This is a genomic window from Polymorphobacter megasporae (assembly GCF_018982885.2).
GTDB lineage: Bacteria > Pseudomonadota > Alphaproteobacteria > Sphingomonadales > Sphingomonadaceae > Polymorphobacter_B > Polymorphobacter_B megasporae.
On sequence record NZ_CP081848.1, the window covers coordinates 1,577,799 to 1,600,125 of the forward strand.

15 protein-coding genes are annotated in these 22,327 nt (G+C 67.5%); 5 read left to right on the forward strand and 10 right to left on the reverse strand.

Annotated features, from left to right (window positions below; all coding sequences use genetic code 11):
* The 4 genes from KTC28_RS07460 to KTC28_RS07475 all read left to right on the forward strand — a co-directional run bounded on the left by KTC28_RS07460 (position 1) and on the right by KTC28_RS07475 (position 6,129).
* Positions 1–3,201 carry an efflux RND transporter permease subunit gene (locus tag KTC28_RS07460; RefSeq protein ID WP_216708319.1) on the forward strand — a complete coding sequence of 1,067 codons (3,201 nt, stop codon included), beginning with the start codon at positions 1–3 and terminating at the stop codon, positions 3,199–3,201.
* Entirely contained in the window at positions 3,198–4,760 is a 1,563-nt protein-coding gene (locus KTC28_RS07465; protein ID WP_255602358.1) for an efflux transporter outer membrane subunit, read from the forward strand. The genes KTC28_RS07460 and KTC28_RS07465 overlap by 4 nt, the downstream gene beginning before the upstream one ends.
* A gap of 54 nt (positions 4,761–4,814) precedes the next feature.
* Positions 4,815–5,426 (forward strand): response regulator transcription factor, encoded by a 612-nt coding sequence (locus KTC28_RS07470; protein WP_216708320.1) that lies wholly within the window; start codon positions 4,815–4,817, stop codon positions 5,424–5,426.
* A 127-nt stretch (positions 5,427–5,553) separates the two neighbouring features.
* Entirely contained in the window at positions 5,554–6,129 is a 576-nt protein-coding gene (locus tag KTC28_RS07475) for a hypothetical protein (protein WP_216708321.1), read from the forward strand.
* Positions 6,130–6,157: 28 nt separating this feature from the next.
* Here KTC28_RS07475 and KTC28_RS07480 read toward each other — a convergent pair whose 3' ends face one another.
* Genes KTC28_RS07480 through KTC28_RS07500 form a run of 5 tightly spaced genes read right to left on the reverse strand, consistent with a single transcriptional unit; the run spans position 6,158 to position 13,032 of the window.
* Positions 6,158–6,943 (reverse strand): transglutaminase-like domain-containing protein, encoded by a 786-nt coding sequence (locus KTC28_RS07480; RefSeq protein ID WP_216708322.1) that lies wholly within the window; start codon positions 6,941–6,943, stop codon positions 6,158–6,160.
* A gap of 17 nt (positions 6,944–6,960) precedes the next feature.
* Entirely contained in the window at positions 6,961–7,947 is a 987-nt protein-coding gene (locus KTC28_RS07485; protein WP_216708323.1) for a DUF2891 domain-containing protein, read from the reverse strand.
* Positions 7,944–8,879, reverse strand: coding sequence for a DUF979 domain-containing protein (locus KTC28_RS07490; protein WP_216708324.1), 936 nt, complete (start codon positions 8,877–8,879; stop codon positions 7,944–7,946). Before KTC28_RS07490 ends, KTC28_RS07485 begins: the two co-directional genes overlap by 4 nt.
* Positions 8,876–9,523, reverse strand: a complete 648-nt coding sequence (locus KTC28_RS07495; protein ID WP_216708325.1) for a DUF969 domain-containing protein — start codon at positions 9,521–9,523, stop codon at positions 8,876–8,878. Before KTC28_RS07495 ends, KTC28_RS07490 begins: the two co-directional genes overlap by 4 nt.
* A complete protein-coding gene (locus tag KTC28_RS07500; RefSeq protein WP_216708326.1) occupies positions 9,520–13,032 on the reverse strand; it encodes a hydantoinase B/oxoprolinase family protein in 3,513 nt (1,170 codons plus the stop codon). The genes KTC28_RS07495 and KTC28_RS07500 overlap by 4 nt, the downstream gene beginning before the upstream one ends.
* Before the next feature lie 185 nt (positions 13,033–13,217).
* Here KTC28_RS07500 and KTC28_RS07505 point away from each other — a divergent pair, with 185 nt between their 5' ends.
* The gene (locus KTC28_RS07505; RefSeq protein WP_216708327.1) at positions 13,218–16,088 is read left to right on the forward strand and encodes a TonB-dependent receptor plug domain-containing protein; all 2,871 of its coding nucleotides are present in this window, start codon (positions 13,218–13,220) and stop codon (positions 16,086–16,088) included.
* Between the two features lie 249 nt (positions 16,089–16,337).
* Here KTC28_RS07505 and KTC28_RS07510 read toward each other — a convergent pair whose 3' ends face one another.
* The 5 genes from KTC28_RS07510 to recQ form a co-directional block, all read right to left on the reverse strand.
* Positions 16,338–17,945 carry a Dyp-type peroxidase gene (locus KTC28_RS07510; RefSeq protein ID WP_216708328.1) on the reverse strand — a complete coding sequence of 536 codons (1,608 nt, stop codon included), beginning with the start codon at positions 17,943–17,945 and terminating at the stop codon, positions 16,338–16,340.
* Positions 17,942–18,892: a hypothetical protein gene (locus tag KTC28_RS07515; RefSeq protein ID WP_216708329.1), complete on the reverse strand. Its 951-nt coding sequence runs from the start codon at positions 18,890–18,892 to the stop codon at positions 17,942–17,944. Before KTC28_RS07515 ends, KTC28_RS07510 begins: the two co-directional genes overlap by 4 nt.
* Positions 18,885–19,574, reverse strand: a complete 690-nt coding sequence (locus KTC28_RS07520; protein WP_255602361.1) for a hypothetical protein — start codon at positions 19,572–19,574, stop codon at positions 18,885–18,887. The genes KTC28_RS07515 and KTC28_RS07520 overlap by 8 nt, the downstream gene beginning before the upstream one ends.
* A 176-nt stretch (positions 19,575–19,750) precedes the next feature.
* Positions 19,751–20,395: a hypothetical protein gene (locus KTC28_RS07525; protein WP_216708330.1), complete on the reverse strand. Its 645-nt coding sequence runs from the start codon at positions 20,393–20,395 to the stop codon at positions 19,751–19,753.
* Between the two features lie 131 nt (positions 20,396–20,526).
* Positions 20,527–22,314, reverse strand: coding sequence for a DNA helicase RecQ (gene recQ / locus KTC28_RS07530; RefSeq protein WP_216708331.1), 1,788 nt, complete (start codon positions 22,312–22,314; stop codon positions 20,527–20,529).
* Positions 22,315–22,327 lie beyond the last annotated feature (13 nt).

Below are 22,327 nucleotides of genomic sequence, written 5' to 3' on the forward strand. Positions count from 1 at the left end.
GTGCGCTTCTCCCATTTCTTCATCGACCGGCCGATCTTCGCCGGGGTGATCTCGATCCTGATCGTCCTGCTCGGGATCTTCGCCTATCCGTCGCTGCCGGTCGCGCAATATCCCGAGATCGCGCCGCCGACGATCGCGATCACCGCGACCTATCCGGGTGCGTCGGCCGAAGTCCTCGGCGACACCGTCGCTGCGCCGATCGAGCAGCAGGTCAACGGCGTCGAGAACATGCTGTACATCACGTCGTCGTCGACCGGGAACGGATCGGTGGTGATCAACGTCGTGTTCAAGCTCGGCACGAACCTCGATACCGCGCAGGTTCTCGTCCAGAACCGCGTCGCCACCGCGCTCCCGCGCCTGCCGCAGGCGGTGCAGGAACTCGGCGTGACGACGCTCAAGAACACGCCCGACATCCTGATGGCGGTGTTCCTGACATCGCCCGACGGCAGCCACGACATCCAGTATCTGTCGAATTATGCCGGCATCCAGGTTCGCGACAAGCTGCTCCGGCTCCAAGGCATCGGTGGCATCAACGTCTTCGGCGCGCGCGACTATGCGATGCGGGTCTGGATCAATCCGGAAAAGGCCGCCGCGCGTAACCTCAACGCGTCGGAAATCGTCAATGCGTTGCGCGCGCAGAACGTCCAGGTCGCCGGCGGCAGCGTCGGTGCGCCGCCGTTCGCCAGGGGCGGATCGGGCTTCGAGCTGTCGGTCCAGACGCAGGGCCGGCTGTCGACGCCCGAGGAGTTCGGCGACATCGTTATCAAGGCCGATGCCAATGGCGCGCTGACACGCGTCAGCGACGTCGCGCGGGTCGAGATCGGCGCGCAGGACTATGGCACCAATGCCTATGTCAACGGCACGCCGGGGATCGGCCTCGGCATCACCCAGCTGCCCGGATCGAACGCGCTGGCGACGGCGGCGGCGATCATCAAGACGATGGACGAGGCGAAGAAGGACTTCCCCCCGGGCGTCGCCTATTCGATCCCGTACAACCCGACGACGTACGTCCAGCAGTCGATCGACAGCGTCCAGCAGACCCTGTTCGAAGCCGTGCTCCTCGTGGTCCTCGTCGTGCTCGTCTTCCTGCAGAGCTGGCGCGCGGCCCTGATCCCGGTGCTGGCGATCCCGGTGTCGCTGATCGGCACCTTCGCGGTGATGGCGGCGTTCGGCTACTCGCTCAACAACCTGTCGCTGTTCGGGCTCGTCCTCGCGATCGGCATCGTCGTCGACGATGCGATCGTCGTGGTGGAGAATGTCGAGCGCGAGCTGCGCAACGGCCTGTCGCCGCACGACGCCGCCTTCGCGACGATGGACGAGGTCGGCGGCGCGCTCGTCGCGATCGCGCTGACCCTGTGCGCGGTGTTCGTGCCGACCGCGTTCATCAGCGGCATCTCGGGCCAGTTCTACAAGCAGTTTGCGCTGACGATCTCGGCGGCGACGCTGATCTCGTGCCTCGTCTCGCTGACGCTGTCGCCCGCGCTCGCGGCGCTGCTGCTCAAGCCGCATGATCCGCACGCGAGCGAGCCGCACGGCTGGTTTGCCCCGGTGCAGCGCGCGGCGAACGGTTTCAACCGCGGTTTCGACTGGCTGTCGGACCGGTATGGCCGCCTGACCGCGCGGACCGTGCGGACGATCGGCATCGTGCTGATCGCGTATGTTTGCCTGCTCGGCCTCGCCGGGTGGCGCTTCTCGGCGACGCCGACCGGCTTCATTCCGGCGCAGGACCAGGGTTATCTGATCGGCGTCATCCAGATGCCGCCGGGCGCGACGCTCGAGCGGACCGACGCAGTGATGCGCGCGACGATCCAGCAGGCGCTCAAGGTCAAGGGCGTCAACCACATCGTCGCGATCTCGGGTCTCGACGGCGCGAGCTTCTCGAATGCGCCGAACGCGGCGACGATCTTCCTTGCGCTCGATGACTTCGACGTCCGCCACGATCATCATCAGACCGGCGACTCGATCCTTGCCGACCTGCGCAAGAATCTCGGCGGCATCGACGCGGCGAACGTCCTCGTCATCGCCCCGCCGCCCGTTCGCGGCATCGGCACCGGCGGCGGCTTCAAGATGATGGTCCAGGACCGCGGCAATAAGGGCCCCAAGGCGCTCGAAGCGGCGACCTTTGCGATGATGATGAAGGCGAACTCGATTCCCGGGCTGACGTCGGTGTTTACCCTCTACAACACCGGCACGCCGCGGCTGTTCGCCAACATCGACCGCGAAAAGGCACAGCAGCTCGGCGTCGCGCCGTCGGACGTCTTCTCGACCCTCCAGACCTATCTCGGGTCGAGCTATGTCAACGACTTCAACCTGTTCGGCCGGACCTTCCGGGTCACCGCACAGGCCGATGCCCAGTATCGCCATGCGCCGGCAGATATCGTCAACCTCAAGACGCGATCGGCGTCGGGGGCGATGGTGCCGATCGGCTCGGTGGCGACGCTGAGCGACGATTCGGGGCCGTATCGCGTCGTCCGCCACAATTTGTATCCGGCGGCCGAGCTGCAGGGCGACACCAAGCCCGGCTTCTCGTCGGGGCAGGCGCTCAAGGCGATGGAGGATCTCGCGGCGAAGACGCTGCCCGAAGGCTTCGGCTACGAATGGACCGAACTCGCGTACCAGCAGAAGACGCAGGGCAATACCGCGGCGATCGTCTTCGCGCTCGCGGTGGTGTTCGTCTTCCTCCTGCTCGCGGCGCAGTACGAATCGCTCGTGCTGCCGTTCGCGGTCATCCTGATCGTGCCGATGTGCCTGCTGGCGGCGATCGTCGGGGTCAATCTACGCGGCTTCGACAACAACATCCTGACGCAGATCGGCCTCGTCGTCCTTGTCGGCCTCGCCGCGAAGAACGCGATTCTGATCGTCGAGTTCGCCAAGCAAGACGAGGAGCGCGGCGAGGACCGCTGGGAGGCAGCCGAGCACGCCGCGCGGACCCGGCTCCGCCCGATCCTGATGACGTCGTTCGCCTTCATCCTCGGCGTGCTGCCGCTCGTCTTCGCGGTCGGGCCGGGGCAGGAGATGCGGCAGGCGCTCGGCACTGCGGTGTTCTTCGGGATGATCGGCGTGACCGTCTTCGGGCTGCTGTTCACCCCGGTGTTCTATGTCATCGCCAGCTGGGTGACGTCGAAGCTGCCGACCGTCCATATCCGCAAGAAGGGCACCGAGACGCCCGCTGCGCTTCCCGCGCCGGGGGCCGCCGAATGATCCGCATCTCACGCCTCGTGCCGTCGATCGTCGCCCTCGCCCTCGGCGCGTGCACGGTCGGACCGAACTTCCACCCTGCGACAACCCCGCGTGCGGCGGCGGGCAAATACGCCGCTTCCGACTCGATCGCGGTGTCGTCCGAACCGCTGCCCGGCGAGTGGTGGCGGCTGTACGACGACCCCGCGCTCGACGCCCTCGTCACCGAGGCGCTGACCGCGAACACCGATCTGCGCGTCGCGACCGCGAACCTCCGCAAGGCGCGTGCGATCCTCAGCGAGACGCGCAGCCAGTTGCTGCCGTCGACGAGCCTCAGCGCCGGTGCGTCGTATCTCCGCAGCAACGGCTCGAGCGGCGGCGGCGCCAGCGGAACTTCGACACTCGGCTCCGGGTCGGGCAGCTCGGGCACCGGTACTGGCACCGGCACCGGGACGGGCACGGGCACCGGATCGACCGGCGGCAGCACCGGGACGATCACCAGCTCGTCGTATCAGGGCCAATTCTACCAGGCCGGGCTCGACGTCAGCTACGAACTCGACCTCTACGGCCGCGTCCGCCGCGATATCGAGGCGTCGCGCGCCGACCTCGCCGCGCAGGAGGCGCAGCGCGACACTGTCCGTACCAGCGTCGCCGCCGAAACCGCGCGCGCCTATGCCGACGCCTGTTCGGCCGCGCTCCAGATCGGCGTCGCGCGAAAGTCGCTCCAGCTCCAGCTCGAAACCTACGACCTGACCGAACGGCTGGCACAGGCGGGGCGCGACACGCCGCTCGACACCTCGCGGGCGCGTGCCCAGTACGAGCAGGTCCGGGCGACGCTTCCGACCTTCGTGGCGTCACGCCGCGAGGCGCTGTTCCGGCTTAGTGTCCTGACGGGTCATCCGCCCGAAGAAACGCCGGCCGCCGCCGCCGCGTGCACGACGCCGCCGCTGCTCAAGCATCCGCTTCCGGTCGGCGACGGCACCGCGCTGATCAAGCGCCGCCCCGACATCCGCCAGGCCGACCGGACGCTTGCCGCCGCGACCGCACGGATCGGTGTCGCCACCGCCGCGCTGTATCCGCAGATATCGCTCGGCGGATCGGTCGGGACCTCGGGGATCAGCGCGCGCCAGCTCGGCAGCAACTCGGGCTTCACCTTCAACGTCGGCCCGCTGCTCAGCTGGACCTTCCCGAACATCACCGTCGCACGGGCGCGCATCCGCCAGGCCGAGGCAACGACCGAGGCGGCGCTGGCGAGCTTTGACGGAACCGTCCTGAACGCGTTGCAGGAGACCGAGACGGCGCTGAATGCGCTTTCGGGCGAGCTCGACCGGCAGGCGGCGCTCACCGCGGCGCGCGATTACAGTGCCGAGGCGTCGCGGATCGTCGGTCTGCGCTATGGGGCGGGAGCGGAGAATTTCCTCGCCGTCCTCGACGCGCAGCGGACGCTGGCGACCGCCGAGGCGAATCTCGCCGCATCGCAGGCGCAGCTCACGACCGACCAGGTCGCGGTCTTCAAGGCGCTCGGCGGCGGATGGGAAAACGCGCCAGAGACAACCGCTTCGTTAAAAGTTACACATCCGTAACGCATCCCAGCCGCACCTTCGACCGTAGTTCGGTGAAATCGAAGGGGAGTGCGTGTGTTAGGTCGGTCGGTCAATCTATCGCGTAAAGTTGCGATTGCTCATCAATTTCCGCTCGTCGTCGAGGCGCTGAAGGCGATCGCCACGAGTGCCGGCTTCGAGGCGGCGATCGAAGCCACCAATGGCGCGCGGCACAAAGCCTTGGTCGAGGCCGACGTTGCCGTCGTCTCAATCCAGCTCGGCGGCATCGACGTCCTGAAGGCGCGTCGCGCGGCTGGCGTCCCGACAATCATCGTGTTCGACCAGCCGAACGCCGACGCCTTGCTCGCCGCAGTCGAGCTCGCCGCCGAGGGCGTGGTGTTGACGACGAGCCCGGCGACCGCGGTCGCGGCATGCCTGACCGCCGTCGCGGCGGGTGAGCAATGGCTCGATCCCGAGGCGACCCGGCTGATCATCGATCGCGTTGCGCGCCCGGCCGCGCCCGCATTGACGCGGCGCGAGCAGGATGTCGCGACCCTCGTCGCCGCCGGCCAGCGCAACCGCGCGATCGGCGACGCGCTCGGCATCTCCGAAGGCACGGTCAAGATGCACCTCCACAATGTCTATGCGAAGCTCGGTCTCGAAAGCCGGACCCAGCTGGCGATGGAGTTGCGCGCGCGCGCGGCGTAAGGCGCGGCGTCGGGAAGCGATCGCACCGGCAATGGCCAGCTTGCCTTGCCCCGGTAAATCACCCTACACGCCCGACGACGGTGCCGAAGTCCCGGCGCAACTGCACCTTTAGCCCCGCGAGTTGTCGATGAGCCCAGTCGCAGCCAGAGCGAACAATCGTTTCCGGGGAGCGGCCGCAGCGCTGTTGTGCCTGACGTCGCTGGCGATGAGCGGTTGCGTCGGCGCGCCGCCATCGTTCACGCCGAACCTGCCCGAAGCCCGCGTTCGCCTCGCCGGCACGATCGGGACCGTCTCCGCATCGGTCGATCCGGCGGCAAAAAGCGCAGGTGGCGTCGGCATGACCTTCGGCAGCGATGCGATTCCGGCGCAATGGCAGCACGGGCTGGCGAGCGCGCTCGAACAGTCGCGCCTGTTCGACCACAGCTCGCGCGTCTTCGACGTCAACGTGACGATCTACAAGATGAAGCCGCCGAGGCACGGCGGCACGATCAACACGCCGGCACGTGCGCGGTACCAGGTGATCGACGCCCAATCGCACGTCGTGGTGTTCGAGGCGATGATAGAGACCGTCGGCCATGTCGCGTCGGGCGATAATTTCCTCGGCGCGGTTCGTATCCGCGATTCGATCAATCGCGCGGTTCAGGGCAACATCACCCACTTCGTCGATCGGCTGGCGAAGGTTAAGGCGTTCCCGCAGCCGTAACGCCGGTTTGTTCGGCGAACCGCAGCCGTTACCCGTCCAGTTTGATCACCGACACCGTCATCGCGATTTGGCGGACCGCGCCGCCCGTCGTCAGGAAGGCGATGTCGGCGGCGTCGCGCCCGGTGGCGATGCGAATCAGCCCGTCGGCGGGGGCGAGCCGGGTCGGGTCGGCGAGCCACCATTGGCCGTCGAGATAGACCTCCATCACCGCGTGGAAGTCGGCGGGTTCGAGCCGCCACGCATACGCTCCGACCGCACGCGCCGGGATGTTCGCTGCGCGGCACAGGGTGATGCCAAGGTGGGTGAAGTCGCGGCAGACTCCGGCGCGGTCGACGAAGGTGCGTTCGGCGGTCGTCTCGGCGTCGCTGACTCCGTGGAGGTAATCGACTTCCGCGTGCAGCCAGTCGAGGATCGCGTGGACCTTGGCCCCGCCCTGGCTGACATGGCCGAATTCGCGGAGGGCGAAGCGCCCGAACTTGTCGGATGGGCAATAGCGGCTCGGCAGCAGGTAATCGAGCGTTTCGGGCGGGAGCTCATCCCAGCGATGCTGGCGCGCGTCGTCGGGGATGCGCAGCCGCGGCGCGACGTCGACCGTCGCGGTATAGCCGATCTCGATATGACCCCCCGCGACTTCGCCGCGCAGCATCCGCGTGCCGTCGGCAGTGGTCACCGACACCAGACGCGCGCCCGCGCTCAGGCCGAGCGTCTCGGCGACGATAACCTGATCGGATGCCGCGAGCACCTGGACCTTGGCAATCGCCTCGACCGCGACGTCGAGTTCGTACGCCAGATTGCATTGCGCGAAGAGCCGCATGGGGACCTGTCAGGCGTTTAGAGGGAGGGCGACGTCAGAGCGAGAAAGGCGAAGGTCGCAAGCCAATGCTCGCCGGCATAGTCACCGGCGACATGGTCGATGCTCGCGGCGATATGCGCGCCCGCGGTCGATTCGGCTACGGTATAAAGCGGGTGGGCGGGCGACAGTTTCGCGGCGATTTCGCGCCAGCACCACGCGCGGCTGAAGTTCAGTCCGTCGAGGTGGGCGATCTTGCCGTCGCTGCGGTCGGACGGGACGGCGGGGGTGAACAGCGCCGCCGGCTCGCGCGCGGGGGCGCGGGGGAGGAAGGCGTCGAACCACGCGGTGAACTCTGTGCCGGGGAGCACGCGCGACATCGCCAGCGCCTCGCACAGGACCGGCGACAGGAACGCGTCGCCGTCGGGCTCCCACGCCTGCGCGTCGCGGTCGCCGCCGTACCAGCCGGTGACGCGCGCCGTGATCTGGCCTGCGAGCGCGGGGTCGTGGACCGCCGCCCAGTCGTGCGCGAGGACGCTGGCGAATGCGGTGTTGGCGTGGCTGCCGGTCCGGATCGGGTAGGTCGCCTTGGGCAGGAACGCGGCGAAACGCGCGGCGAAGGCGCGGGCGAGGGGGTCGAGGCGGGGCCCCCATTCGGTGCCTGCCGCCGCGCCGTGGAGTGCGAGCAGCCACGCCCAGCCGTACGGCCGCTCGAACCCGCCGCTGTTCGGGCGGTCGAGATAGGCCAGTTCGACCGCGAGCTTCTCGGCGGTGAAGGTCGTCGCGGCAAGCGGGTCGATCGATCCCGCGAGGTCGGGATATGCCGCGCGGAGGCGGAACAGCAGCCACCAGCCGTGGACGCAGCTGTGCCAGTCGAAACTGCCGAAAAACACCGGGTGGAGTTCGGTATGTGACGCCGTGTCGGCGGCCGAGTTCGATACGTGATCGGCCTTGTGCGGGTACGCGTGCGCCACATGGCCCAGCGCAATGCGGGCGAATTTGGCGGCGAGTTCGGGGGTCAGGATCATCGGAAGGCGAGCCAGTCCATCAGCGCGGTATTGACCGCAAGTATCGGTAAAGCCGTCATGATCTGCACCTTGATGACCCCGTAGCGGTCGTCGAGCTCGAGCAATGTCGCCGGCACGATGTTGTAGTTCGCCGCCATCGGCGTCATCAGCGTCCCGCAGAACCCGCTGAGCATCCCAAGCGCGCAAACCGGTGCCGGGTCTCCGCCTAAACCATTGACAAGTATTGGTAATCCGATCGCTGCGGTCATCACGGGAAAGGCCGCGAAGGCGTTCCCCAGCACCATCGTGAACCCCGCCATCCCGACGGTATAGGCGATCACCGCCGCCAGCCGGGCCCCATGAGGGAGCATCGGTGCGATCAACCCGCCGACGACAGTCCCGACCCCCGCCAGCGCGAATACCGCTCCCAACGCCGCCAGAGCCTGCGGCAACGCCGCCGCCCAGCCGACAGCGTCGATCATCGCCCGTCCGCCCTCCAGCGATTCCAGCGGCTTGGGCCGCAACCAGACGATGCAGACGGCGAAAGCGATCACGACGCCGAGGCCAAGTGAGACGAGCGTGACCTGCTTGGGATCGACCAGTCCGGTCCCTGGCAGGGCGAAGGTACCGATCAAGGCGACCGCTGGAATGATCAGCGCGGCGGCGAACAGCCAGTTGCCGTAGCGTGCCGCGAACGATTGTTGTGCGGCGATATCAACGGCTTGGCTGCCACGTCCAAGTGCCCCCGTTCCGGCAAGGACCGCCAGCGTGATGACGATCACGCCATTGCCGAGGTCGCCGATCCTGTCGCCGCCGAGGAAACTCAGCGCCATCAGCCCCCAGAAGGCGGCATTGCCGATCCGCTTTGGGTTGCTGCGGTCGCGCAGGCCGAGCACCGCGAAGGCGGCGAACATCGCCCCGGTCAGGGCATAAAGTGCAGGCAGACCAATCACTTGAGTGACCGGTCGAAACGCCACAGGCGGAAGCCGTGGACCAGCAGCGCCGCCAGCGCGGTCGGTATCGCCCAGACCGACAGCCCGAACGGCGACACGACGATGCCGTTGACCTCGAGAAACCCCTTGATCAGCAGGATCGATGCGACCGCGAGGAAGATGTCCTCGCCGAAGAAGACGCTGACATTGTCGGTCGCCGCCGCCATCGCGCGAATCCGTTGGCGATTCAAATGGGTTAGCGGCCACTTTCGCTCCGCCGCCGCCTCGGCCATCGGCGCGACGAGCGGCCGGATCGTCTGCGCTTGCCCCGCGATCGCGATCAGGCCGAGCGCCGCGGTGATCTGGCGAAAGACGAAATATACCGTCAGCAGCCGTCCCGGCGTCGCCGCGCCGATCCCAGCGATCAAACCCCGCGCGCGCTCCTGCAAGCCGTGGCGCTCGAGCAGCCCGATTACCGGCAGGACGACCCAGATCACCGAGACATAACGGTTGGTATTGAACGCCTTACCCAGCGCCGCGACGACCGCGAGCGGCGACAGCCCTGCCGCGACTCCGGTCGCCAGCCCCGCCGCGACGACCACCGCGAGCGGGTTGAGCCGCAGCGCGAAGCCGATCACGATCACCGCGATCCCGATGAGGATCATTCCGCCTCTCCGTAACCCCCGCCGCCCGGCGTCGCGACAATGAACACGTCGCCGGGGGCCATGTCGACCGTCGCGGTGCTGCCGAGGCGTTCGACCGAACCGTCGGCGCGCTCGACGCTGTTCTCGCCCGCGGCTCCCGCACCGCCGCCGGCCAGTCCGAACGGCGGGACGAGGCGGCGGTTCGACAGGATGCCCGCCGTCGCCGCCTCGCGGAAGCGGATTTGCCGGACAACGCCGTCGCCGCCGCGCCATTCGCCCGCGCCACCCGATCCGCGCCGGATCGCGAAGCTGTCGACGAGCACCGGAAAACGGCTTTCGAGGACTTCGGGGTCGGTCAGGCGGCTGTTGGTCATGTGCGTCTGCACCGCGCTCGTGCCCACGAACCCCGCTCCCGCCCCCGATCCGCCCGCGATCGTCTCGTAATATTGGTGGCGGGCGTTGCCGAAGGTGAAGTTGTTCATCGTCCCCTGCGCGCCTGCCATCACGCCAAGCGCGCCGAACAGCGCGTCGGTGATGACTTGGCTGGTTTCGACATTGCCCGCAACGACCGCCGCCGGATACGCCGGATCGAGCATCGAACCCGGGGGGACGACAACCTCGATCGCGCGCATGCAGCCGTCGTTCAACGGGATGTCGTCGTCGATCAGGCAGCGGAAGACATACAGCACCGCCGCGCGGACGACACTGCGCGGGGCGTTGAAGTTGCTTGGCAGTTGCGCGCTGGTTCCGGTGAAGTCGACCGTCGCCGCGCGCCTTTCCCGGTCGATCCGCACCGCGACGCGGACGACCGCGCCGTTGTCCATTGGGTAGTCGAACGCGCCGTCGGCCAGCCCGGCGATCGCGCGGCGCACCGCCTCTTCGGCGTTCGCCATGACAAAGCGCATGTACGCCTCGACGGTGTCACGCCCAACCTCGGCGCAGAGCGTGCGGAGTTCGCCCGCGCCGCGCGCACAGGCCGCGACCTGTGCCTTGAGGTCGCCGATATTCTGGTCGGGGTTGCGTGCCGCATAGGCTCCCGAGCCGAGCAGCGCGCGCACCGCGTCCTCGCGGAAGACTCCCGCGTCGACGAGCAGGACGTCGTCGATCAGCACGCCCTCCTCCTCGACCGAGACGCTGTTCGCCGGCATCGATCCCGGCGGGATGCCGCCGATGTCGGCGTGGTGGCCGCGCGCGGCGACGAAGAACGCGGGGGCGGGTTCGTCGTCGATGAAGACCGGCATGATGGCGGTGATGTCGGGCAGGTGCGTGCCGCCATTGTACGGGGCGTTGAGCATGACGACGTCGCCAGGGCGCAGCCCGTCGCGGCGGCGGCGGACCGCGGCGACGCTCTCGCCCATCGACCCGAGATGGACCGGCATGTGCGGCGCGTTGGCGATCAGGCTGCCGTCGGCGTCGAACAGCGCGCAGCTGAAGTCGAGGCGCTCCTTGATGTTGACCGACGCCGCGGTCGATTGCAGCGCGACGCCCATCGCCTCGGCGATCCCCATGAAGCGATGCGCGAACAGCTCGAGGCGGATCGGATCGACGGTATCACTCGATGCCGCGGACAGTACAACCAACTCGCCGGAGCGGGTCAAGATCAGATTGCCCCCGCCGTCGACCTCGGCTCGCCACCCCGGCTCGACGACGGTGGTTGCCGACGCATCGACGATGATCGCGGGGCCGGTCACGACGAAGCCGACGGGCAACGTCGCCCGGTTGAATAGAGGCGCGGGCGTCTCGGCCATCGTTACCATGATTGGCGTAGGGTCGCCGGCGGGCTCAGGCGTAGCGATATCGATCGCCGCAGTCGAGCCGACCGCCTCGACCCGCAACGCGTCGATGACGAGCGGCGCCTCGCTCGCAAAGCCGAACCGCGCCACATGCTGCGCGGCAAAGGCCTTAGCCATCGCGACGGGATTATCGATCGCGACTTCGAGCGGGGTGTCGGTCCCAGCGTATTTGACGAGCGCGGTGCGGACCAACTCGACCCGGTCGAACGTCACCAGCTGGCCGTGAAGCGCAGTCTCGGCGGCGGTGGCAAGCGCGTTGGCGGCGGCCACGATATCGACACCGAGCGGCAAGTCGATAGTTGCCTCGCGCAGCACCCTGATGTCGGCGAGCCCGATGCCGAGCGCCGACAGGACCCCGGCGTACGGCGAAACCATCACCCGCCCGATGCCGAGTGCGGCGGCGACGAGGCACGCGTGCTGCCCCGCGGCGCCGCCCATGCACACCAATGTGTAGCCAGCGACGTCGTGCCCGCGCTCGATCGAGACGCTGCGGATCGCGCGCGCCATCGTCGCCACCGCAATGTCGACGAACCCCGCCGCGAGCGTCATTGGCGCGATGCCGGTTTCGGCGCCCAGCGCAGCGAACTTCGCGACGACGACATCGCGATCGAGCGGTTGATCACCTCCGGGGCCGAACAGCGCCGGGAAATGGTCGGGCTGGAGCTTGCCGAGCAGGACGTTGGCGTCGGTCACCGTCAGCGGGCCGCCGCCGCGATACGCTGCCGGCCCGGGCACCGCGCCCGCGCTTTCGGGCCCGACGCGGAGCCGCGTCCCGTCCCAGCGGCAGATCGATCCGCCCCCCGCCGCGACGGTGTCGATCGCCAGCATCGGCACGCGGATGCGGACCCCGGCGACGAGCGCCTCGGTACTGCGTTCGTAGGCTCCAGCGTAATGCGAGACGTCGGTCGAGGTGCCGCCCATGTCGAAGCCGATCAGGCGGTCGAACCCGGCGGCGCGCGCGGTCGCGACCATGCCGACGATGCCTCCAGCCGGGCCCGACAGGATCGCGTCCTTGCCGCGGAAGTCGCGCGCCGCGACCAGACCTCCGTTCGACTGCATGAACAGCAGCGGGGTGTCGCCGAGCGCGCCACCGACCTGCTCGACGTAGCGGCCGAGGATCGGCGACAGATACGCGTCGACCACCGTCGTATCGCCGCGCGGCACGAACTTGATCAGCGCGGCGATGTCGTGGCTCACCGAGACCTGGGTGAAGCCGACCGCGCGGGCGATCGCCGCGACCCGCTCCTCGTGCGCGGTAAACCGGTAGCCGTGCATCAGGACGATTGCGATTGCGCGATACCCTGCACCAAATGTCGCGCTCAGCGCGGCAAGAGTAGCGGTTCCGTCGAGCGGGCGAAGGACCTCGCCCTCGGCATCGACCCGCTCGTCGATCTCGACGACGCTGTCGTACAGCGGCTCGGGCAGGACAATCTGGCGGTCGAACAGCCGTGGACGCGCCTGATGGCCGATTCGCAGCGCGTCGCCGAAGCCGCGGGTGATCGCGAGCACGACCGGCTCGCCAGCGCGCTCGAGAAGCGCGTTGGTCGCGACCGTCGTCCCCATCCGCACCATGTCGACAGGTTCGTCGCCACGAAGCCGCGCGATGCCTTCGATCGCGGCATCGGCATAAGCGGATGCGCTCGACAACAGCTTGAGCGTCGCGATGCCGCCATCGGGCCGTCGCGCAACTATGTCGGTGAACGTGCCGCCGCGATCGATCCAGAAATTCCAGCCCATCGAGCGACCCTAGCTCAACCGCAGGCGGCATAGAACCGCCCGATGTTATCATTCGTGCAAGCATATGTTGCAATTCGGTGACAGGTGTCGTGCAATGATTGCGGTGCAGCAATGACAGTGGCGGGAGGTGTTGCACCGCACGCATGCGGCAATTTACCATGGCTTATCGAACAGGGGATTTGTTGATGTCGATTAAGTCGGTGATGCTGAGCGGCGTGATGCTGGTGACGCTGTTCGATGGCGGTGCTGCGCTTGCGCAGGCGGTCGTCGTCGGCCCGACAGCTGCTGCGACCGAGGCCGCACCGGTCGCCGACGAGATCATCGTTACCGGCTCGCGCATCCGCCGTGATCCGCTCAATCAGGATTCGCCGGTCGTCGTCCTCGACGCCGCGTCGATCCAGCAGACCGGCCTGTCGTCGATCGCCGACGTCCTCCAGCGCCTGCCGAGTGCGAGCGGCGGCCTCAATTCGAAGGTCAACAACAGCGGCAACATCGGCAACCCTGCCGATGGCGGCGGCGTCGGGGCCGGCTCGGCCGAAATCGACCTGCGCTATCTCGGGTCAAAGCGGACACTGGTCCTCGTCGACGGCGTACGCTTCGTCAACGGCGCCAGCGCCAGCGGCATCCCGTCGACGGTCGACCTTAACACCATCCCGTCGAGCTCGATCGAGCGCATCGAAGTGCTGCAGTCGGGTCAGTCGCCGCTTTACGGGTCGGACGCGCTCGCGGGCGTGGTCAACATCATCACCAAGTCGACACAGGAAGGGCTGCAGGCATCGGCGCAGTTCGGCACGTTCCGCCAAGGCGACGGCCATACGCAGGACTATAATGCAAGCTACGGCATCAAGCTGCCGACGACGAGCATCGTCTTCGGCGGCAGCTATGTGAAGCAGGAGGCGGTTCGCACTGCCAACCGCTCGACCTCGCAGTTTCCGAACCCATTCGAGACCAGCTGCACCGACCCGATCGGCGGCTGCAGCAGCTCGACCCCAAGCGGCCGTTTCGTCGGCATTCCGGGCACCACCGGCAACGTCACGCTGACGCACCTCCCGATCACGGGCAAGCCGCTGCTCACCGACTTCAGGCCGTTCACTTCGGCCGATCGGTTCAACTTTGCTCCGCTCAACTATTTCCTGACGCCGTCGGAGCGCTACGGCGGCTGGCTCAGCGTCAAGCAGGAGCTCGGCGATACCGTCAACCTGCGCGTCAAGGCCGAGTATAACCGGCGCAATTCGCAGAACCAGGCGGCGTTCCTGCCGCTGGTCGTCGGCCCCGACGCGGGTAACGGGAATCTGCTCGACACGATCACGATCGACGGCACCAACCCGTATAACCCGTTCGGCACGCTGTCGGCGGGCGGCGCGGGCAATCCGCCAGCGAATTATTCCACCATTTACCGCCGCCTCGTCGAGAACGGCCAGCGGACCTACACCCAGCACGTCGACACGTTTTCGGGCACGGCGACGCTCGATGGCTCGTTCCACCTCGGCGCTCACAAGTGGTACTGGGACGTCAACGCCACCTTTGGGCTGAACGACGCCCACCAGACCTTTACCGGCAATATCAACGCCGCGAAGCTGGCGCGCGCGCTCGGCCCGGTCGCGCTGTGCACCGCAGATTGCGTCCCCTTCGACCTGTTCGGCGGGGCCGGGTCGGTAACGCCGGCGATGCTCAACTATATCGGCTTCACCGAGCACGACCGCAGCAACCAGGCGTTGTTCGACTATACCGCCAACGTGTCGGGCGACCTGTTCGATCTGCCCGCCGGACCGGTCGGCGTCGCCGCCGGTTACGAGCACCGCTATCAGTACGGCAGCTTCAACCCCGATCCGATCATCGTCGCCGGGCTCGGTGCCGACATTCCGGCCCAGCCCGCGTCGGGCCATTACAGCACCAACGAGGTCTACGGCGAAATCCGCGTCCCGATCGTCAAGGACGTACCGTTCCTCTACTCGCTCGAGGCCGACGGCTCGGTCCGCTACGCCGATTATTCGACCGGATTCAACAGCACGACCTACACCGGTACCGGGCTGTGGAAGCCCGTCGCCGACCTGCTGCTCCGTGCCAGCTACGCCACCGGTTTCCGCGCGCCGTCGATCGGCGAGTTGTACGGCGCAGCATCACGCAACGACGCGGCGATCAACGATCCGTGCACCAACGTCGCCGGCTCGCCGTACCAGTCGTCGGCGACGGTCCGCGCGAACTGCACCGCCAACGGCGTGCCCGCGAGCGGCAGCTATGCCGAGCCCAACGGCGGCCAGCTCGGCGTGCTCACTGGCGGTAATGCCGCGCTTCGGCCGGAGAAGTCGCGCACCTTGTTGTTCGGCGCGGTCTATTCGCCAGGCTGGGCGCGCAACAGCGGCTTCGCCAGCGTGCTCAGCCTCGAGGGCAATTATTACGATATCCGCGTGAGCAACGCGATCGCGCCGACCGACCCGCAGCTGACCCTCCAGCAGTGCGCGTTCAACGCCGACCCGCTGAGCTGCGCCGCCATCACCCGGACGCCGAATGGCCTGATCTCGCGGATCAACGCGACGTTGGGCAACATCGGCGGCATCCGCACCCGCGGCGTCGACCTGACCTTCACCTACCGCTCGCCGAAGACGAATTATGGCGCGTTCGGCCTGTCGCTGACTGGAAACTATCTGCTGAAATATACCGAGACGTTCCCGTCATCGACCGGCTTCATCACCACGAGCTACCTCGGCACGACGCGCGGCTCGCCCGACCAGTCGTATCCCCACTTCAAGGGGACCGGCGTCGTCGACTGGATGATCGGCGACATCGATGCGGCGTTCACCGGCCGCTATGTCGATCACGTCACCGAGACCTCGGTCGTCCCGGGGAACCGGCTCGGCGACACCTTCTACGGTGATGTCCGCCTGGCGTTCAGCCCGACCGCGCTTCAGCACAAGATCGACTTCACCGTCGGCGTGAACAACGTGTTCAACAAGAACCCGCCCGCCTGCTACAGCTGCACCGGCCCCAACTACGACCCGACGACCTACGACGTTCCCGGCCAGTTCGGTTACCTGCGGATCGCCTATCACATGTAGGGCGACCGCCGCGCGCGGGCTCAAAGGTCACATGAAGTTCACGGTATTGGGCATAGAATCGTGTCGCCATGCGGCCCGCACAACAATGGCGCGGGTCGGCACCGGGCGAGACTTTTTCCCGGCTGCCCCGACGAATGGCTGACAATGAGAAAGAGCGGCCGCCGCCCGGTGGCGACGGGCGAACGCTAGGCGCGGCATCAGGGTGTAGGACAGCGAATTCGGGCACAGCCGCATCGACTGGCGCGCGTGTCAGGTCGGGTCGACCGTTCCCATCGCGATCATCCGCAGCGCGGTCAGGCTCGGCAGGAAGAAATATTCGCCGCCGCGGGTCTGGACGAACTCGGGTAGTCCCGCGGCGATGAATGGGGCGGTGCCGGCCCCGGCGGGGATGACGTGCTTGTCCGACAGCGTCCGGTTGCCGATCAGTGGGCAGGCGTCGTTGCCCGCGTCGAAGTCGAGACCGTAGTTCATCCACTGCTGCTGGATGAACTCGAACTGGCGGAACAGGCTCGAGCAGATCGCCATGAAGACGATCCCCTTCTCGCCGCCGGCGTCCTCGTACGGCAGGCCGCGCCGAAGGATGCGGCGGCGGTTGGTCAGCGTCGACGCCCCGACCGTCGCACTGAGCTTGGGGTCGAGCATGTCGCGCGGATTTGCGCGGCGGATATGCGCCCCAATCGGGCATTTGGCCCCGTCGCGGTCCTCGCCGTAGCGGAAGCCGGTCATCAGCAGGTTGAACTTCGCCAGCCGTTGCGCCTCGGCCGAATCGCGCGGCTTGCGCAGGGCGATGGCGATGCACGCGGCATATTCGTCGTCGAGCCCGCGATACTCGGCCCAGGTCGGTGCGGCGATCAGCGGGATACCGTTGCGCCACCGCCCGACGATCTTGGCGCGGACCGTCTCGCCTGCTTCCTCAGCACTGGTTCCGGGATTGACCGCCTGCCACAGCGCCGCCTTGGCCGCCATGTCAGTGTCCCACGCGGCGATGTCCTGCTTTAGCTTGCGCCAGACCATGAAGGTGCCGTTGCGCGCGAACATCGCCGGCTGGGTGGCGACCGGAAGTTGCTGTCCCTCGTCGGGCTGGCCGAGGATGAACTCGCCCGCTTCAAGCGCCGACCAGCTCGTCGCGGCGTCGTACGTCCCGGTCGCGAGTTTGCCGCCCCCGATTGCGGCAAGTTTCTCCGCCGCCGGGTCGTCGAACTGGCCACGGAAAACCGGGTCGCTGATGCCGTCGGTGAAGCCGAAGTGCTCGCGGGCGGCGGCGCGGCGGGTGCCGTCGGGAGCCGTCTCCATGATCGCCGCCGAATCCTGCCAGCGGCCGGTGCCATCGGCGCCGTGGCCACCGAACAGGGTCACAGCGTCGGCCGCAAGCCCCTCGAGCCACGCGGTCCATTCATCGAGCACGGGGAGCGGGGCGCCGTCGGGAGTCGCGCCGACGTTGAGCGAGATCCAGATATGAACCGGGTGCTCGGGTTCGCGCCAGATCGGGTCCCAGTGGTCGGGCGCACTGCCGCCGGCGTCGCCGAGGATCGCCGCGCGGCAGCCCATGCCGTCGACGAACTCATCGGGCATCAGCCGCAAGGTCCGCGTCGGCAATTCGAGCGCGTGCAATCCCATGAAGCTGAAGCCGATGTTGAGCGTCACCGGCGGCTTGGCGACGATCCGCGTGCCGCTCGCGTCCTCGCTCGCATACCACGGCTCGGCCGTCGTCACGCGCGCGCGGACAGCATCGACGAAGGCCCGACCGGCGGAAGCATCGCTGACATGGAAGAACAGATGCCGGGTGAACGGGAAGCCGAAGCGACCGTACGGACGGTAGATATTGCCTTGGATATCGGCGAGTTCGAGCGTCGTCATAAGGTCCACTCGACCTGTGGGGCGACGACTTCGCCAGGAAAGAGCGCCGGGCTTGCCGCTGCGGGGTCGGTTGCGGCGAGGAAGGTGCCGAAGTGTGCGTGGAGGGTCGCCTCGTCGAGCCCCTGCGCTTTGCTCGCGAAGCTGGTGAACGCCTGCTGGAGAAACAGCGCCTTGAGGACCGATGGCAGGTCGCTATCGGGTGCGGTCGGGAACGGCCGCGCACCCCAGCCGATGATGAAGCGCCACGCTCCGTACAGCAGCAGCGCGATCATCCCGAGCGCGAGTGCGATCCCGGGCCAGCCGCGTGTGACGGCAACATAGAGTGCTGCCGCGACGACGACCGCGGCGACGGCGGCCACCGCGCCGAGCGGGGCTGCCGGGGCGACGAGGCCATCGGCCCAATAATCGTTGAACGGCATCGTCGTCTCGATCTGGCAGCGGACGACATAGGCGTTGAAGGCGGCGGCGTCGGTGACGGTCTCGAAGCCGAGGCAATGCCCGAAGGTCGCGTCGAGCTCGGGCCGCATCGTCGCCCACAGGGTATCGGTGTAACGCCGCAGCGCGGTCGGACCATCGAGCGATTGCGCATCGACGTCGGCGGCGAACAGCAGGAACGGCGTCGTCAGCACGTCGACCGGCTGCGCCACGAGCGGGTCGGTGCTGTGTAGCAGACCGACGAGCGAATCCCCCGACTCGCGGCCGTTATACGCGGGGCCGTCGATCATCACGAAGCGGGCGAGGTGGTTCAACGTGTTGCGCGCGAACGGCGACGGTGGCGCATCGGGCGGCGATGCTGCGGTCTGGCGTCCGGCGGGGAGCAGCGCCAGCGCCTGCCGCAGCAGATGGGGGTGCGACCGCGACGCGCCGGTCACCGGGTCGATCATGTTGCCCGTCCGCACCGGGGCGAGCAGGGTCAGGAAATAATGGCCGCCGTCGAGGTTAGGCATGACCGCTGCCCTCCGCTCCGGCGGGTGCCGCGCCGGTCTTCGCCATCGTCGCGATGAAGCTGCGGCGCGCAGTATCGGCAGTGCGCGTCGCGACCGAGGCGATCGGGGCGAAGCCCGGCGTGGCGAGCGAGTTGATCACCCGCGCGAATGCGGCGCGATACGCGACGGCGAAGGCGGCGGGGTCGCTTTGCGCGTGGACCGCTGCGAGCGCGAGTATTTCGCGGCGGACCCGCAGCGCCGCCTTGATGTCGCGCTGTGCCGAGCCCGGCGTAGCGTTATAGTAATAGTTGGTCTGGATCTGGTTCGCGCCGATATAATCCTTGAAGACTGCGATCGGGATCGAATGCGGATACTTGGTGCTCGCGTACCAGAACAGGTCGAGCCCGCCGGGAATGCCATCGGCAAAGGCATCGATATACTGGTCCCAGGTTCCGTTGAAGTTCGACAGGAACAGCATGTAATCGTTGGCCAGCGTCTGCTTGCCTTGGCCAAGATCCGGCCATTGGTCGCGGCGGATCATGACCCAGCGCGCGAAATGGATCAGCTTCAGGCCCAGCAGCCCGGCAAACTGCGACGGCATCGCCCGCCCGGCCATGAAGATCAGAACCTGCAGCCATGTCTTCGACGGCCGCATCGGGGTCAGCACGTTCATCGCATAGGCTTTGCCCGCGATATTCGACATTTCAGAGAGCCGTTGACGCGATGGTCTTCGACCCGACGCGACACGTCAGGTCAAAAAACGATCGGCGAAAATACGCGCGTTGCCCCAAACCCGCCATGCCCACGCCTGCCCCAAAGCCGTGCAATGCCACAGGCTAGCATGCGGCGCGGGATTCCACCAAGCGCGTTTGCGCGACCTCAGATCGTGAGGAGCCGCTTGTAGCGCATGCCGATGCCGACAACGGTAAACCCGGCCACGAGCAACGCCCACGTCTCGGGATCGGGAACCGAGCCCGCGCCGATGCCCGGCCCGGTAATCGGGGGCGATACGGGCGGCGGAAGCGTCGAAACAGTGCCGGGGCCGCCGCCGGGGATGCCGCTGCCAGGGGTGCCACCGCCGGGAATGCCACCGCCGGGAATCCCGCTGCCGGGGGTGCCCCCGCCAGGAATGCCACCGCCGCCTGTGCCGCCAGCGGGAATGAACCCGCCGCCGCCGCCGCCCGTGGAATAGCCAAAACCATTGCCGGGGCGCGACGCATTGCCAAACGGACCAGATTCGAGGCCGGCCAGGCTGGTCAGGCCGATGCCACCGATAGCCGGTAGAACGCCATCGCCGCCGCCGCCGCCGGGGCCCGAGTCGGCAAGCGTCGGGGCGCATGGGACATTGGCATATTGCAACGCCGGCGCGACCGGCGCCGCGGCGGGAGCACCATCGAGCCGGTTCGCCGCGCGCTGAAGCAGATGCGCAACCGCGTGACGTGCGGGCTTGTGGACCGCAACGATGACCGGCGGAGCGACAACCGCCGGGCAGACACACAGCGCAACAATCTTGGCTTTCAGCATCGCAACCTCACGCACTACATCCGTCTTTATGACAGTGGTATTAAAGGATCCACGTCTATTAACAAGATCGTAATACGTTGTGGCGAACTAATGGTTTCAGATTCCTAGGTTAATTCGGGACTTAACCAACTTCACGCAGCGCGAAGCACGTCAAGAAAAGCGTCGCCGTACGCTTCAAGCTTGCGAGTCCCGACTCCACTGATCCGTGCGAGTTCATCGCGCGACCGCGGGCGTTCGGCAGCCATCGCCCGCAGAGTCGCATCGTGGAAGACGACATAAGGCGGCACGCCGGTCGCTGCCGCCAGTTCGCGGCGGACCTGACGCAGTGCCTCGAAGAGCGGTGTATCGGCCGGAGTCGAGCCGCCGGACCGGTCGCGATCCCGGCGCGTGCGCGGCGCGGGCTGTTCGCGCAGCACCACGGGTTCCTCGCCCTTAAGGATTGGCCGCGCCCTCGGCCCCAGCATCAGCCCGCCGTGGTCGGGGTCGCGGATCAGTGCCTCGCTCGCTTCGAGCTGGCGGGCGAGCGCCTGCCAGCTGCTCGCGGCGGTGTCGCTGCCGATGCCGAACACCGACAGCGCGTCGTGCCCGAAGCGGCGAACCTTCTCGCCGCCGGTGCCGCGCAGCACGTCGACGAGATGCCCGACGCCGAAGCGCTGCCCGGTCCGGTACACCGCCGACAATAATTTGCGCGCCGCCTCGGTTGCGTCGGCCAGCATCGGCGGGTTGAGGCAGATGTCGCAATTCATGCACGGCGCCGGCGCGGGTTCACCGAAATATGTCAGCAGCGGGATGCGGCGGCACTGGGTCGTCTCGCAGAACCCGATCAGCGCGTTCAACCGCCCGTTCTCGGCAGCCTTGCGTTCAGGGGTGCTGTCGTTCGCGACGATAAACTGGCGCGCGCGCGCGATATCCTCCGCGCCGTACAGCAGATGGGCGACGGCAGGGTCGCCATCGCGGCCGGCGCGTCCGGTCTCTTGGTAATAAGCCTCGATCGACTTCGGCAGGCCGAGGTGCGCGACGAAGCGGACGTCGGGCTTGTCGATGCCCATGCCGAACGCGACGGTCGCGACCATCACCGTGTCGTCTCCCGTGACGAAGACCTCCTGATTGCGCGCGCGGACATGCGCGTCGAGCCCGGCGTGATAGGGCAAAGCGCGGACGCCACTCTTGGCGAGCGAGTCGGCGACGCGGTCGGTAATCGCCCGGGTCGGGGTGTAGACGATCCCCGACTTGCCGCGCTGGGTCGCGAGGAAGGTGTCGAGCTGGCGCATCGCGCTCGTCTTGGGCTCGACTTCGTAGCGGATGTTCGGCCGGTCGAACCCGGCGACGACCATGCGATCGGGCGCGATGCCAAGCTGGTCGAGGATATCGAGCCGGGTCGTCGCGTCGGCGGTGGCGGTCAAAGCGACCCGCGGCACGCCCTCCAGAAGGTCGCAAAACCGGCGCAACTGCCGGTAATCGGGGCGGAAATCATGGCCCCACTGACTGACGCAATGCGCCTCGTCGATTGCGACGAGGGCGATTTCGACCCGGCTGACGAGCGTCTGGAACCCCGGCTGGCTCGCGCGCTCAGGCGCGACGTAGAGCAGGTCGAGCTCGCCGTTATTCAGCGCGGCGATCGTCGCGTTCGAATCGTCTGACTGGCTGTTGAGCGCGGCGGCGCGAACGCCGTATGCTCGCAGCGCGCGAACTTGGTCGGCCATCAAGGCGATCAGCGGCGAAACGACGATCGCGCAGCCGGGGCGGACGAGCGCAGGCACCTGATAGCACAGCGACTTGCCTGCTCCGGTCGGCATGATCGCGAGGACGTCGCGCCCGGCGCAGACATCCGCGACGATCCCGCCCTGATGACCGCGAAAGTCGTTGAAGCCGAAGACCTGGTGGAGGACTTCGCTAGGCGATCGGATCGGCTTGGGCATCGCCGAGCAGATA

Bases quoted from the DNA above. Each gene is read 5' to 3' on its own strand.
- KTC28_RS07480 (WP_216708322.1), bottom strand. From the start codon at position 6,943: ATGCGGCTCTTCGCGCAATGCAATCTGGCGTACGAACTCGACGTCGCG.
- KTC28_RS07495 (WP_216708325.1), bottom strand. From the start codon at position 9,523: ATGATCCTCATCGGGATCGCGGTGATCGTGATCGGCTTCGCGCTGCGG.
- KTC28_RS07515 (WP_216708329.1), bottom strand. From the start codon at position 18,892: ATGCCTAACCTCGACGGCGGCCATTATTTCCTGACCCTGCTCGCCCCG.
- KTC28_RS07510 (WP_216708328.1), bottom strand. From the start codon at position 17,945: ATGACGACGCTCGAACTCGCCGATATCCAAGGCAATATCTACCGTCCG.
- recQ (WP_216708331.1), bottom strand. From the start codon at position 22,314: ATGCCCAAGCCGATCCGATCGCCTAGCGAAGTCCTCCACCAGGTCTTC.
- KTC28_RS07525 (WP_216708330.1), bottom strand. From the start codon at position 20,395: ATGCTGAAAGCCAAGATTGTTGCGCTGTGTGTCTGCCCGGCGGTTGTC.
- KTC28_RS07465 (WP_255602358.1), top strand. From the start codon at position 3,198: ATGATCCGCATCTCACGCCTCGTGCCGTCGATCGTCGCCCTCGCCCTC.
- KTC28_RS07500 (WP_216708326.1), bottom strand. From the start codon at position 13,032: ATGGGCTGGAATTTCTGGATCGATCGCGGCGGCACGTTCACCGACATA.
- KTC28_RS07520 (WP_255602361.1), bottom strand. From the start codon at position 19,574: ATGTCGAATATCGCGGGCAAAGCCTATGCGATGAACGTGCTGACCCCG.
- KTC28_RS07475 (WP_216708321.1), top strand. From the start codon at position 5,554: ATGAGCCCAGTCGCAGCCAGAGCGAACAATCGTTTCCGGGGAGCGGCC.
- KTC28_RS07485 (WP_216708323.1), bottom strand. From the start codon at position 7,947: ATGATCCTGACCCCCGAACTCGCCGCCAAATTCGCCCGCATTGCGCTG.
- KTC28_RS07505 (WP_216708327.1), top strand. From the start codon at position 13,218: ATGTCGATTAAGTCGGTGATGCTGAGCGGCGTGATGCTGGTGACGCTG.